The sequence below is a fragment of the Methylotuvimicrobium buryatense genome (assembly GCF_005931095.1).
Taxonomy (GTDB): Bacteria; Pseudomonadota; Gammaproteobacteria; order Methylococcales; family Methylomonadaceae; genus Methylotuvimicrobium; species Methylotuvimicrobium buryatense.
In genome coordinates this window covers 4058479-4071405 of record NZ_CP035467.1, presented here as the reverse complement: position 1 = coordinate 4071405, position 12927 = coordinate 4058479, and the positions used below count along the sequence as shown (strand labels likewise).

At 47.0% G+C, this 12927-nt stretch carries 13 protein-coding genes; 10 read left to right on the top strand and 3 right to left on the bottom strand.

The genetic code is table 11. The annotated features are described in order from the left end of the window. Positions 1 to 354: 354 nt before the first annotated feature. From pmbA to EQU24_RS18250, 6 genes are all read left to right on the top strand, one after another. Positions 355 to 1686 (top strand): metalloprotease PmbA, encoded by a 1332-nt coding sequence (gene pmbA / locus EQU24_RS18270; protein ID WP_017842179.1) that lies wholly within the window; start codon positions 355 to 357, stop codon positions 1684 to 1686. 146 nt (positions 1687 to 1832) lie between these two features. Next, positions 1833 to 2474: a uracil-DNA glycosylase gene (locus tag EQU24_RS18265; protein WP_017842180.1), complete on the top strand. Its 642-nt coding sequence runs from the start codon at positions 1833 to 1835 to the stop codon at positions 2472 to 2474. Between the two features lie 8 nt (positions 2475 to 2482). Next, positions 2483 to 4312 carry an excinuclease ABC subunit UvrC gene (uvrC, locus tag EQU24_RS18260; RefSeq protein ID WP_235726429.1) on the top strand — a complete coding sequence of 610 codons (1830 nt, stop codon included), beginning with the start codon at positions 2483 to 2485 and terminating at the stop codon, positions 4310 to 4312. Beyond that, the gene (gene pgsA, locus EQU24_RS18255; protein ID WP_017842182.1) at positions 4302 to 4865 is read left to right on the top strand and encodes a CDP-diacylglycerol--glycerol-3-phosphate 3-phosphatidyltransferase; all 564 of its coding nucleotides are present in this window, start codon (positions 4302 to 4304) and stop codon (positions 4863 to 4865) included. The genes uvrC and pgsA overlap by 11 nt, the downstream gene beginning before the upstream one ends. Positions 4866 to 4869: 4 nt before the next feature. Continuing rightward, positions 4870 to 5016, top strand: a complete 147-nt coding sequence (locus EQU24_RS22560; RefSeq protein ID WP_175421703.1) for a hypothetical protein — start codon at positions 4870 to 4872, stop codon at positions 5014 to 5016. Positions 5017 to 5490: 474 nt separating this feature from the next. Further along, the gene (locus EQU24_RS18250; protein WP_017842183.1) at positions 5491 to 6090 is read left to right on the top strand and encodes a TetR/AcrR family transcriptional regulator; all 600 of its coding nucleotides are present in this window, start codon (positions 5491 to 5493) and stop codon (positions 6088 to 6090) included. Positions 6091 to 6669: 579 nt separating this feature from the next. Here EQU24_RS18250 and cmoB read toward each other — a convergent pair. The 3 genes from cmoB to EQU24_RS18230 all read right to left on the bottom strand — a co-directional run bounded on the left by cmoB (position 6670) and on the right by EQU24_RS18230 (position 9118). Continuing rightward, positions 6670 to 7641 carry a tRNA 5-methoxyuridine(34)/uridine 5-oxyacetic acid(34) synthase CmoB gene (cmoB, locus tag EQU24_RS18240; protein ID WP_017842185.1) on the bottom strand — a complete coding sequence of 324 codons (972 nt, stop codon included), beginning with the start codon at positions 7639 to 7641 and terminating at the stop codon, positions 6670 to 6672. Further along, positions 7638 to 8369 (bottom strand): carboxy-S-adenosyl-L-methionine synthase CmoA, encoded by a 732-nt coding sequence (gene cmoA / locus EQU24_RS18235; RefSeq protein ID WP_017842186.1) that lies wholly within the window; start codon positions 8367 to 8369, stop codon positions 7638 to 7640. Before cmoA ends, cmoB begins: the two co-directional genes overlap by 4 nt. Positions 8370 to 8464: 95 nt before the next feature. Next, positions 8465 to 9118, bottom strand: coding sequence for an MlaC/ttg2D family ABC transporter substrate-binding protein (locus tag EQU24_RS18230; RefSeq protein ID WP_017842187.1), 654 nt, complete (start codon positions 9116 to 9118; stop codon positions 8465 to 8467). 190 nt (positions 9119 to 9308) lie between these two features. On the opposite strand from EQU24_RS18230, the gene hemB reads away from it, so the two are divergent. The 4 genes from hemB to lolA all read left to right on the top strand — a co-directional run bounded on the left by hemB (position 9309) and on the right by lolA (position 12903). Beyond that, positions 9309 to 10328 (top strand): porphobilinogen synthase, encoded by a 1020-nt coding sequence (gene hemB, locus EQU24_RS18225; RefSeq protein WP_026130334.1) that lies wholly within the window; start codon positions 9309 to 9311, stop codon positions 10326 to 10328. A gap of 142 nt (positions 10329 to 10470) precedes the next feature. Further along, complete coding sequence (locus EQU24_RS18220) at positions 10471 to 11001, top strand: hypothetical protein (RefSeq protein WP_017842189.1); 531 nt, start codon at positions 10471 to 10473, stop codon at positions 10999 to 11001. Further along, positions 11001 to 11828: a shikimate dehydrogenase gene (gene aroE, locus EQU24_RS18215; RefSeq protein WP_017842190.1), complete on the top strand. Its 828-nt coding sequence runs from the start codon at positions 11001 to 11003 to the stop codon at positions 11826 to 11828. The genes EQU24_RS18220 and aroE overlap by 1 nt, the downstream gene beginning before the upstream one ends. Before the next feature lie 445 nt (positions 11829 to 12273). Continuing rightward, the gene (lolA, locus tag EQU24_RS18210) at positions 12274 to 12903 is read left to right on the top strand and encodes an outer membrane lipoprotein periplasmic chaperone LolA (RefSeq protein ID WP_014149883.1); all 630 of its coding nucleotides are present in this window, start codon (positions 12274 to 12276) and stop codon (positions 12901 to 12903) included. The last annotated feature ends 24 nt before the right edge of the window (positions 12904 to 12927 follow it).

The following is a 12927-nucleotide window of genomic DNA, read 5'->3' as shown; positions in this document are numbered from 1 at the left end:
TTGGTGATTGGTGAACAGTAAGCGGTAAACAGTAAGCAGTAAGCGGTAAGCAGTTAACGGGTCGTTGTTCTTGAGACAAGCCTGTGCTCCGGCTTCCTTGCCAGTGCGGCGTTTGAATTCCTAAGAGGGCTATTTCTATTGCTCTCCTTACGTAAGTATTCAGACCCCGTTGGCAAATTACCGCCATTCAGTCGCAATTGTTGGCCTCCCCCTTTGAAAAAGGGGGATTGAGGGGGACTTATTTAAAAAATCTCCCCTAGCCCCTCTTTTTCAAAGAGAGGGACTGAATACTTACCTCCTTACCGCTCACTGTTGACCGCTTACTATAGATTTAATTTTAAGTAGAGAATTATTTTGCAAAACCGAGAAGAAATCAGTCGATTGGAAAATTTGGTCCAAAGCATTTTAGATGAAGCGAAGCTGCAGGGCGCAACCGCTGCGGAAGCGGGTTTGAGTGTCGATAGCGGCTTGTCGGTGACGGCGCGTTTGGGTGATGTCGAAACGATAGAACATCATCGCGATCAAGGCTTGGGCGTAACCGTTTATTTCGGACAGCGTAAAGGTTCGGCGAGTACCACCGATCTATCCAATGCTTCGATCAAGGAAACGGTGACCGCCGCATGTAGTTTCGCACGCTATGGCAGCGAAGATCCATACGCAGGATTACCCGAGCAAGACTGGCTTGCGACCGAATTTCCCGACTTAGATCTATTTCATCCTTGGTCTCTCGCGGCGGATCGTGCGATCGAGTTGGCGATAGCCTGCGAAGATGCCGCGCGTTCTTATTCAACCGAAATTACGAATTCGGAAGGCGCGACGGTCACCAGTCATCAAGGCATTCGGGTTTTGGGCAATAGTTTAGGTTTCTTGAAGGGGGCCGAATCGAGCCGTCACTCGATTAGTTGCGCAGTATTAGGACAGCGCGGCGACAGTATGCAGCGCGATTATTGGTATAGCGTTGCCAGGAATCCAGACTTGCTCGAGGCAGTCGACTCCATCGGCAGAAAAGCGGCCGAAAGGACGATCAGGCGTTTGCAAGGGCGTAGTTTGAGCACGCGGCAATGTCCGGTTTTGTATTCGGCTGAAGTGGCTTCCAGCTTGTTCGGATCGCTAATCGGCGCAATTAGCGGCGGTAACTTATACCGTAAATCGTCGTTTTTACTCAATGCGTTGGATACACGGATATTTCCGGAATTCATACATATTCACGAGCAGCCTTATTTGGTTGGTGCTCTCGGCAGCGCTGCTTTCGATGCCGAAGGCGTCAAAACCAGGACTCGGGACATCGTTGCGGACGGTATTTTAAAGGACTATGTGCTGAGTACTTATTCGGCGAAGAAACTCGGTCTAGAAAGCACGGGAAATGCCGGCGGCGTGCATAATCTTACCGTAGAGACCGGGCCTGACGATTTTCAAGGCATGCTGAAAAAACTCGACACCGGCTTGCTCGTAACCGAATTGATGGGGCAGGGCGTTAAAATGGTGACTGGCGATTATTCGCGCGGCGCGGCCGGGTTCTGGGTCGAGAACGGCGAAATTCAATACCCGGTCGAGGAAATTACGATTGCCGGAAATTTGAAGGATATGTTTAAAAATCTCGTCGCGGTCGGTAATGACGTTGATTATCGAGGCAACGTCCGCACCGGTTCGGTATTGATCGAGCGCATGTCGATCGCCGGGGAATAAGGCACTCTATGAGTGGAGCTGTTATGATTGAAAATAGTGGATATACCCATCGTAGATCAAAATTCGGCACCCCGACGCCGAAATTTGACTAGCAAAGGGTATAATTCAAAATAAAGTAAAATCCCCTGTTTTGTTCAATCAAATCGATGGCTTCTAGCCAAATTTTCAATCAAGATTGCAGGGATTGCGGACGCTTGGACGATTTTTTGTGCGAGGTGAAACGCAAGTACCCCGATTATCATGCTCGGCCGGTTGCTCCGTTCGGCGACGAACAACCGAAATTGTTGGTGGTCGGGTTGGCGCCGGGCATGCATGGCGCGAATGCAACGGGGCGCCCCTTTACCGGCGATTATGCCGGAATCTTGTTGTACCAAGCGTTATACCAATTCGGTTACAGTAATCGCCCCATTTCAGAAGGCCAAGAGGATGGATTGGTTTTAACCGCTTGCCGAATCACCAATGCCGTTAAATGCCTGCCGCCGCAAAATAAACCGACCGGTTTGGAAATCAATACCTGCAATCGATATTTAAACGCCGAAATAGCGCAATTGCGTGAAGGAACGGTCATTTTGGCGTTGGGCAGTATCGCGCATCAGGCCGTCTTGAAAGCCTGCGGTCTAAAATTAAAAGACGCACCCTTCGGCCATAATCGCTTGCATCGTTTGCCTAATTCGCGATATCTGGTTGATTCTTATCATTCCAGCCGTTATAACGTGCAAACCAAGCGTTTGACCGAGGAAATGTTTCACGATGTTTTTCGTAGTATCGCTGGAATTTTCGATCGTTGAGTGTTGCCGTGCCTGTTGCCGAATTTGATGTAGCCGCCTTTCTGAAAACCCTGACCGGCCGGCCGGGGATTTATAAAATGCTGAATGAAAAAGGCGAAATCATTTATATAGGAAAGGCCAAGAACCTGAAGAACCGCGTGTCGAGTTACTTTCGTACGCAGAGCGCATCGCCTAAACAGCAGGCGATGATCGCGCAGTTGGCGTCGATCGAAGTGATGGTGACGAGTTCCGAAGGCGAAGCCTTGTTGCTGGAAAGCCAACTGGTCAAGCGTTTCATGCCTCGCTATAACATTTGTTTGCGGGACGATAAATCCTATCCTTATATCTTTATTTCTACCGAACAGGATTTTCCGCGAATTACTTTTCATCGAGGCGCGAAAAAGAAAAAGGGGCAATATTTCGGGCCATATCCGAGCGCCGGAGCGGTTAAGGAAACGCTAAAATTATTGCAAAAAATATTTCCGGTTCGGCAATGCGAAGATTCTTACTATCGCAATCGAACGCGCCCCTGTTTACAGCATCAGATCAAACGCTGCACCGCGCCGTGTGTCGACTTGATCGATACAAGCAACTATGCGGTCGATGTCGAAAACAGTATTTTATTTTTGGAAGGAAACGGCGAGTTACTGATCGGTCGTTTGATCGAAAAAATGGAAAATGCGTCGGCGGCCTTGGATTTTGAAAAAGCGGCGGATTTTCGGGATCAAATCGCACGTTTACGTTTGATTCTGGAAAAGCATTTTGTGCATGGCGAGCGGGGCGATGTCGATATCGTTGCCTGTGCTACGCGAGCCGGTGTCGCATGCGTTCAGGTGTTTTTTATTCGCAAGGGCCAGAATCTCGGCAATAAGTTGTTTTTTCCGAAATTGTCCGATCAAGATGAGCCCGGCAAAATTTTGCAGGCGTTTATCGCACAATATTATCTCGACAAGACGGTGCCCTACGAATTGATCGTCAGTCACGAGCCGGAAGAGGCCGGCTTATTGGCTGAAGTTCTGGCAGCTTATGCCAAACATGCCGTTACGATTACATCGAAGGTACGCGGCGAACGCCAAAAATGGTTACAAATGACATTGGTCAATGCCGAGCATTCGTTGCAAAGCAAGTTGGCTGATCGGCAAGGTATTTATGCGCGTTTTTTGAGCCTTCAGGAAGAATTGGGTTGCCGGGAATTGCCGAAGCGCCTCGAATGTTTCGATATTAGTCATACCCAGGGCGATCAAACTGTAGCCTCGTGTGTTGTGTTCGACAGGGAAGGGCCGGTAAAATCGGCTTACCGGCGTTTCAATATCGAGGGTGTGACGCCCGGCGACGATTATGCGGCAATTCATCAGGCGGTTGCCCGGCGTTATAAACGGCTCAAGCAAGGCGAACATGAGGCACCCGATATTTTGTTTATCGATGGCGGCAAAGGGCAAGTTGCCGAAGCGAAAAAGGCATTGGCGGATTTAGAGATAAACAATGTTATGATAGTCGGCGTTTCCAAAGGTCCGGATAGGAAAGCCGGTATGGAAAAACTACTTTTGACCGATCAGTCGCAGCCTTTGGATGTAACTCCCGGCGCGTCGGGGTTGTTGTTGATTCAACATATTCGCGACGAAGCACACCGATTTGCAATTACCGGGCACCGGCAGCGGCGAGGCAAGACCAAAAAACAATCCGTTTTGGAGGATATTCCAGGGTTGGGGCCGAAACGCCGGCAATTATTATTAAAACAATTCGGCGGTTTGCAAGGCGTTGCCGGTGCTAGCGCGGATGCTTTGGCGAGTGTGGCAGGCATTAGTAAGGACTTGGCGCAACGAATTTACGAACAATTTCATAACCCAAATGGCCATTAAATTTAATCTTCCGACCTATCTGACTTTGCTGAGAATTGTTTTAATTCCGTTGCTTGCAGTGGTGTTTTATCTGCCTTGGGAATATGCCAACTTGGCTTCGACAATCATTTTTATTTTGGCCGGTATCACTGATTGGTTGGATGGTTATTTGGCTCGTAAGATGAGTTTGGAAACACCGTTCGGTGCTTTTTTGGATCCGGTTGCGGATAAATTGATGGTGGCGATTGTGCTGGTTTTGATTGTACAACAAGACGGTTCGCCTTATTTAGCTTTACCTGCGGCAATTATTATCGGGCGCGAAATTACGATTGCATCGTTACGCGAATGGATGGCGGAATTGGGGCAGCGCGCTAAAGTCAAAGTTTCGCAATTGGGTAAATGGAAAACCACCGCGCAAATGACCGCGATCGGGTTTTTATTGTACGGACAGGATGTCATCGGTATCCCCGTTAAGACATCCGGATATGTGTTGCTGTATCTGGCGGCGATATTGACGTTATGGTCGATGATTAATTATTTGAAAGCCGCATGGAGTGTGTTTGGAGAGGGTTAGGAATATGCACAAAATAACTTATACAAATAGTAGGCTTTGGGGCGGTTCGGTAACTCGCTTGACAGGACGCCGTGAATACGTCCATGTAGGCTTGACGGCGGCTATTCCTGCCGCCGACACCTGTCAATCGAGCCACCGAACCCCCTTCTAACAGTCGTCGAAGTTATTTCATGCTCGTTCCTTAAAAAACAATCTATTCACTATTAATGTAGCGGATCGAAACTAGAATGTTGTAATAAACAACTGTTTGATGTTTAATTTAAAACCTTATTTTAGTATGGGATATGATAATTCGAACAGCCGTCTTCGAAGTTTTTTGGCGTATTTTGATTTGCGATGGGTATATAAACTTAACGACCGCTTTTTCGTCTGCTCTCGAGTGACGGTTTCCGACGCAGTTTATCGATGATTTTCCTTTAAGCGTCGAATGAAGTACATAGTCATAATAATCGCAAACAGGGTCGTTTGAAGTGCACAGAATTTTATGTAACTTTTCGGTGAGTAATATCGGGATTAATCAGCCTTGCCATGCCATGCCCCGCAGGTTCTCGAATGAATTGTCGAAACGATACGAATCATTAACTTTAATAAAGGCAGCATAATGATATTGCTGTAAAAAGTGAAAATGGAAAAGGAAATAGAAAATAACAAAAATAAATTGGACACTCAGGATGAAATTCTCTTGGCGGCTTTAAAGCTTTTCGCCGAGAAGGGGTATTTCAATACGTCTCTCGGTGATATTGCCGAAGCGGCCGGTATCAAGACAACCAGTGGTCTGTATCAATGTTTCAAAAACAAGCAAGCGATAGCCGAAGCCTTATACGCGAATATTATCGATAGTCTGAGTATTTCGATCGATGATATTCGACGCCGAAATGCCAAGCCTTCCGAGCAATTGCGAGAAGTCGTCGGTCTTTTGTTTAGATTAACTCAGGAAGCGCCTGATGTGATGCAGTTTCTGTTAGTCATTAAGGTTCGCGAATTTTTGCCCGAGCAAAAGCCTTTCATGGAAACACCGCCCTTCATCAAGATCATAAAAATCCTTCAGGCCGGGATTAAGGCTGAGGAAATCAAAAATATCGAGCCTATACTGGCTTATACCTTTTTTTTCGGGATCATCAATCAAACGCTCCGCATGGCCTTGTCCGGCAGTCTTCCGAAGGACATCGATGCCTATCAATCGCAAGTTTGGCTTGCAGCTTGGAGTGTCATTTGTAAGAAATAGCAGCAAACATCCGGCATGGTATCGTTGCCGGCAGATAATGCCTTGGTAAGCGGTAAGCGGTAAGCGGTAAGCGGTAAGCGGTGAAAGAGGAAAGAGGAAAGAGGAAAGAGGAAAGAGTCGACCGGCATGCGGTCTTTCTCTACCCTCACCAAACGCCCAGCGCTTTTATACCTTTCGCACTTCAAATTTCGGCAGTGCCGGAGGGGTGCTCGGTAAAGGCTTTGCCAGCATGGCGCTGGCATAGAGCCTACATGGGCGTATTTACGGCGTCCTTTAACGGGCGCGCCGAGGCCGGATTTTCATCTACGATGAGTATTATTAAAGCGATTGCCAGGTTTTTTGAGCGTTAGGTTGAGTGATTCTCACTAATAAGGCATAGGTATCTACACAAGTTTTCAGCTTTACAAAACAATTAGTTAAGTTAATTTTTCTGTAATCTAGGATAAAAAAGTAGACTAAAAACATCAATTTTTAGTCCCTATCTTCATAAAAAACCAGAAGAAACTTTATAACAGATTGATTTTGAATAATAAAGATGTGTAGATACTTATGCTAATAAGGGGGGAAATCGGTTGTTGGTTATTTTTCCGCGATGAAAATGGCTCGTTTGGGGGCTGGGTGGCCTTCTAGCGTTAAGCTCGGGTCGTTCGGGTCGAGAAAATCCTTGAGAGATTTAAAATCCATCCAGTCGGTGCTGCGTTGTTCTTCCGTGCTTGTTACCGTGACATCGATTAATCTGATGTTGCTGAAACCGCAGCGTTTTAGCCATCCTTGCAGCGCTTCACAGCTGGGTATAAACCAAACATTGCGCATATGAGCATAGCGGTGCTCCGGCAGCAATACCTCATTCGGTCCGCCGTCGACGACCAGCGATTCGAGAATTAATTCGCCGCCGGGTCTAAGGCAATCTTTTAATTCCAGCAAATGATCGATAGGCGAGCGGCGATGATAGAGCACGCCCATGGAAAATACCGTGTCGAAAGCATTTAAACCGTTCGGTATTTGTTCGATGCCCATCGGCAACACGTAGTGCCTCGCATCACCGGCCAGTTTTTTGATGAGGTGAAACTGCATCACATTTAACATTAACGGATCGATACCGACCACAAGATCCGCGCCGGCGCCGAGCATTCGCCAGCCATGATAGCCGTTCCCGCAACCTACATCGAGCACCAAACGCTTTTTTAGTGGACTGATATGGGCTTTCAATCGATTCCATTTCCAGTCGGAGCGCCATTCCGTATTGATATCAATGCCGAATAAGTCGTAAGGTCCTTTTCGCCAAGGGCTGAATGTTTTTAATACGGTTGTTAATTGCTCGCGGGAAATATCGCCTAAATCGCTAGCAGTGCCGATTTTGACGGTATCTTCATTAAAAACGCGCTGCGAGAGAGATAACTCAGGCAAGTCGTCTATGGCTTGGAGCCAGCGAGTCAACTGGCCGTGCCGAGTCGGGTTGAATGCCGACTGTAATTGTTCCGGCAGGATGTCGGCCCAGGCGTCCGCGCCATGGTCCCTTAATGTTTGGTAAAGTATTTGATAATCAATCATTTGAGTGCGATTATCGAGGCGAAATTGAAATATTGAAACCAGACCTCGGCACTATTGAAGCCTGCTTTTAGTAAGCGTTGCCGGTGGCAAGAAAAAGTTTCGGGAATCAATACGTTTTCTAATGCGGTCCGCTTTTGGCTGATTTCCAAGTCGCTGTATCCTTGCGCTTTTTTAAACGCGTGATGCATTTCGGTTTGCAATTGCTGTTGGCGAGGGTCGTCGAATTTTAATTTCTCGGACAAAATCAAAATGCCGCCCGGTAATAGGGCCTGATAGATGTTGCGGAGAAATTCGCTTCGGTCTTCAATAGGTATGAATTGTAACGTGAAGTTCAAGACCACAACCGATGCGTTTTCCAGTCGTGTTTCACGGATATCTTCGCAACGGGGTTCGACTTCGATTGGAGAGGTGTCATTCGCCAATATTTTTTTAAAGCGTTCGATCATCGCTTCCGAATTATCAACAGCAACAATGCGACAGTCAGGTGATTCGATTTGATGACGCATTGCCAGTGTTGCCGCACCGAGCGAGCAACCTAGGTCATAGCAGAGGCTATTTGCTTGCGCGAAGCGCCCCGCCAACAAACCGATAGCCGAAATAATGGAACGGTAACCGGGCACGGAGCGTTGAATCATGTCGGGAAATACTGCCGTTACCGCCGCGTCGAATTGGAAGCCTTCTAGGGACTCGACAGGGTGAGCGTATAGTGAATCTTTTTTAAAATTCATCCAAGTATTGGGTTGGTGCAGGCAAAAATATGAGTTATTTCAGTGGGGTGTAGCGCTCTGTTGAAACAGAGCGTGCATGGCGACGGCGCGATAATTTATGAATTGTGCAGCGAGTTTTTGGACAAAGCTTCGGCATTTCTTGTTTTCAATGTTTCGATAACCGCTGCTAATGAGCCGCGGTTTTTGATTTCATTATTGAATGTCGTGCGGTAGTTGGTGACTAGGCTGACGCCTTCGATTAATATGTCGTAAGCTTTCCATTTATCTTTGATTAATACCATCCTGTAGTCTACAGCGATGGGCTGAATGCCCGGTTGCAATATCTCCGTTTTAACGACGACCTTAGTCGCATCCGATTCCATTTTTAACGGCAGGAAGCGCACCGACCAGTCTTTGAATTCGACAAACGCGCGAGAATAAGTTCTGACTAACAGGTTTCTGAATTCATTATTGAATTGCGCTCTTTCTTCAGGAGTGGCGTCCCGCCAGTATTTTCCGAGTACCAATGCCGAAATTCGATTAAAATCGACATGGGGATAAATCGCCGATTCAACAAAATCCGTTATTTGTGCAAAATCCTTTATAAATTCGGGATTTTGCATTTTCTCCTTCAGTTTGTCGGAAGCTTCGGAAATCGCTTGTTGGGGCAATAATAATTCGGCGGCAATGGCTTTGTTCAATGCGCTAATGCTTATAAAAAAGCTTAATATTGCCAACAGAAAAATGCGTTTGTATTGTGTTGTTTTCATAATGACCTCAAGTTCTTAGACTTATGTGCAAACACATGTCCGAGTCTTTTACGGATCAGGAAGACTTGGTTTAGGGTGTCGGAAGCGTGCTAATATTATCGGATGATTTATATCTTGCAGTAAAACTATTTTGCAAGGTACAGGCGCCTTGGCGCACGGCAAACGTGATTAACTTAAACCTACGGACAAGATGACGCATAATACCACCAATTTCCCCTTAATACGCATGAGAAGAATGCGTTATCAATCTTTTTCACGTCGCTTGATGAGCGAAAACCGTTTATCCGTCGACGATTTGATCTATCCGATGTTTGTCACGGAAGGCAAGAATAACCGCGAAGCGGTGCTTTCGATGCCCGGAATAGAGCGTCTTTCGTTGGATTTATTATTGAGTGAAGCCGGAGAAATATCGAGTCTCGGCATTCCTGCAATCGCTTTATTTCCGGTTATATCTCCCGATAAAAAATCCGACGATGCGGCCGAGGCCTTTAACCCGAACGGATTGGTTCAGCGAACTGTCAAAGCGCTCAAGGCGGCCTATCCGGACCTTGGCGTGATTACCGATATCGCACTGGATCCGTTTACCTCTCACGGTCAGGACGGGTTGATCGATAACAATGGCTATGTGATCAACGATGAAACGGTCGAGGTTTTGATCAAGCAAGCTTTGTCGCATGCCGAAGCGGGAGCCGATATCGTTGCGCCTTCGGATATGATGGACGGCCGGATTGGTGCGATCAGGCTGGCCTTGGAAAATCATGCTTACCGTAATACGCGTATTTTGGCGTATTCGGCTAAATATGCCTCGGCATTCTATGGCCCCTTCAGAGATGCCGTGGGCTCGGGCGCCAACCTCGGCAAAGGCAATAAATACAGTTATCAAATGGACCCGGCCAATACCGATGAGGCGTTACGCGAGATTGAGTTGGATTTGCAGGAAGGCGCTGACATGATTATGGTCAAGCCCGGCATGCCTTATCTGGATATTGTACGCCGCGCGAAAGACCGCTTTGGCGTGCCGACTTTCGCCTATCAGGTCAGCGGCGAATATGCGATGTTGAAGGCGGCGTCATTAAATGGCTGGTTAGATGAGCGTCAAGTCGTGCTCGAATCGTTATTGAGCTTCAAGCGTGCCGGTTGCGATGCCGTGTTGACTTATTTTGCCAAGCAAGTCGCTTCATGGTTACAAGAAGAATTCAGTAAGGCCTAAAAAGTTTCTTACTCGTGATTGTCCACAATGAAGAACGCGAAAGTATTTTCGTGATTTTCAGGGTAATAACTTTTGCTTTTCGCCGGAAATAGCCTTAAGCAAGAGTGTCTCTATTCTTAGTTAAGTCAACCGGAGCGAGCCCATGTCCGAAGATACGCTGTTTACAGAAAAACGAAAATTTCAGATCGAAGAAGGTATTCTGGTTTTGTTGCTGGCGCTTTCGATGACCGGTATTGGTATTACCGATTACTCGCCGGCCGACGGCTATGTCTATTGGTTGATCATGATCATCATTTTTGCGATTTCGGCAATGATTATCGCTTGGCTGCAATCGAAGCATAAAGCCAGTGACATCAAACATATCTTACGAGAGCAAACGCTGCATTGGGGCGTGTCGATGCTGATTGTCGCTGCAGCGTTTTCCATTCAGCAAACCGAAGTGTTCGATGAAAAAAGCGCCGGCATCGTCATTCTATTGATTTTATCGTTGTCGACAATATTGGACGGTATCAGAATCGGTTGGCGTTTCAGTTTGGTCGGGATTTTTCTCGGCGTGTCCGCAGTCGTGACATCGTTTATGCAGCAAGCAATTTGGATAGAGCTGTTGATGGCAATCGGCATCGTGGCTATGACTATACTCTGGGAAGTTTGGCAATATAAAAGACAATTATAATGACACAAATCGATCAATATGCCGTTTTCGGTAGTCCCATAAAGCACAGTAAATCACCAACTATTCATCGAATTTTCGCAGAGCAAACCGGTCAAGAATTGGTTTATACCGCCCAAGAAGTAACGGCCGATCGTTTCGAATCGGCCGTTACGGAGTTCTTCCGCTTGGGCGGTCAGGGGCTTAATTGTACCGTGCCGCTAAAGGAACTGGCATGGCGATTCGCCGATCGAAAAACCGAACGCGCGGATTCTGCAAAAGCGGTCAATACGCTGGCGCTTCAGACGGATGGTTCGATATTAGGCGATAACACGGACGGTATAGGTTTGGTGACCGATTTAATCGTTAATCATGAGGTTACGCTAAACGGAAAGAAGCTATTGATTCTTGGTGCCGGCGGTGCATCGCGCGGGATTCTTTCGCCGCTATTCGAGCAACAGCCGGCATGCATTGTGATTGCCAATCGGACGGCTTCTAAGGCCGTTAATTTGGCTGATGAATTTGCCGATCGGGGCGATATTAAGGGTTGCGGTTTTGACGAATTGGCAGGTTTGTCATTCGATGTGATCCTGAACGCGACCTCTGCCAGTTTGTCCAACGACCTTCCGCCGTTGCCGGAAGGTCTTTTGGCGCCGAATGGCGTTTGTTACGATCTCGCTTACGGTAACGAGCTGACTGCTTTTGTTCGATGGGGCATCAGTCACGGCGCCGCTAGCAGTTTAGACGGTCTGGGCATGTTGGTCGAACAGGCGGCCGAAGCGTTTTTCATTTGGCGAGGCATCAGGCCGGATACTGCGCCGGTTATTGAGTTATTGAATTCGGAAAGATGAAAGGTGAAAGGTGAAAGGTGAAAGGTGAAAGGTGAAAGGTGAAAGGTGAAAGGTGAAAGGTGTAAGATGAAAGATGAAAGATGAAAGATGAAAGATGAAAGATGAAAGATGAAAGATGAAAGATGACCCCTTCGTTTAATCTGGCCTTAGGATTTGGTCGCAAATAACTTCCCTATTTTATGGATGGTTCGGTAACTCGATTGACAGGTGTCGGCGGCAGGAAGCCGCCGACAAGCCTACACGGACGTATTCACGGCGTCCTTTAGCGGACACCCAGGCGCCGAATTTTGATCTACGACGGGTATATCACGAAATCCTTAATGCATTAATTCAGCTCAAGTTTATTTTTCCTCCTCACAATGTTTACCAGCCTTTGGGAAAATCGATTGTTCCGGTAGCCACGGGCCCGAAGCGAATTTTTCAACAAATCAATGAGATAAATGAAATGGAAAGAATCAAGTATGGAATCATGTCGTTGCTGATGGCTGTTGCCGTGATGCAAGGTGCTCATGCCGACGATAAGCCAATTGAACAATTACGAGATTTTTTAAAAACAGCGCATTCTTTGACCGCGGATTTCAGACAGGTCGCGATCGATGAGAGCGGACGCGCGCGGAAAGCAAGTGAAGGCGTGTTTTATTTGCGTAGGCCCGGTAAGTTTCGTTGGAATTATCTAAAACCTTTCACGCAAGAGATCATTTCCAATGCCGGTAAGGTTTGGTTTTACGATGAAGACTTGGAACAAGTGACGATCAAAAAGATGGATCAATCGCTGGGTTCTACGCCCGCTTTATTGTTGAGCGGTGATATCGATTTAGAGGATAACTTTATTTTAGAAGGGCAAGGTTCCGACGAGGACATGACCTGGATAAAATTACTGCCTAAAAACGAGGACAGCGGTTTCAAATATATTCTGATCGGACTGGATAAGGGCAAGCTTGGCGGTATGGAGCTCAGTGACAATTTCGGGCAATTAACGCGCATTTATTTTTCGAATCTTAAAATCAATACTCCGATCGATGACGGCGTATTCGATTTTATTCCGCCCGCCGGAGCCGATGTCTTTGAGGAATAAGAAGCGTGTTGCAACAAGCCCTAA

Excerpts from the sequence above, each read along its gene's own strand:
- EQU24_RS22560 (WP_175421703.1), top strand. The coding sequence starts at position 4,870 with ATGCACAAAATAACTTATACAAATAGTAGGCTTTGGGGCGGTTCGGTA.
- lolA (WP_014149883.1), top strand. The coding sequence starts at position 12,274 with ATGGAAAGAATCAAGTATGGAATCATGTCGTTGCTGATGGCTGTTGCC.
- hemB (WP_026130334.1), top strand. The coding sequence starts at position 9,309 with ATGACGCATAATACCACCAATTTCCCCTTAATACGCATGAGAAGAATG.
- EQU24_RS18220 (WP_017842189.1), top strand. The coding sequence starts at position 10,471 with ATGTCCGAAGATACGCTGTTTACAGAAAAACGAAAATTTCAGATCGAA.
- pgsA (WP_017842182.1), top strand. The coding sequence starts at position 4,302 with ATGGCCATTAAATTTAATCTTCCGACCTATCTGACTTTGCTGAGAATT.
- EQU24_RS18230 (WP_017842187.1), bottom strand. The coding sequence starts at position 9,118 with ATGAAAACAACACAATACAAACGCATTTTTCTGTTGGCAATATTAAGC.
- EQU24_RS18250 (WP_017842183.1), top strand. The coding sequence starts at position 5,491 with ATGGAAAAGGAAATAGAAAATAACAAAAATAAATTGGACACTCAGGAT.
- EQU24_RS18265 (WP_017842180.1), top strand. The coding sequence starts at position 1,833 with ATGGCTTCTAGCCAAATTTTCAATCAAGATTGCAGGGATTGCGGACGC.
- cmoB (WP_017842185.1), bottom strand. The coding sequence starts at position 7,641 with ATGATTGATTATCAAATACTTTACCAAACATTAAGGGACCATGGCGCG.
- cmoA (WP_017842186.1), bottom strand. The coding sequence starts at position 8,369 with ATGAATTTTAAAAAAGATTCACTATACGCTCACCCTGTCGAGTCCCTA.
- aroE (WP_017842190.1), top strand. The coding sequence starts at position 11,001 with ATGACACAAATCGATCAATATGCCGTTTTCGGTAGTCCCATAAAGCAC.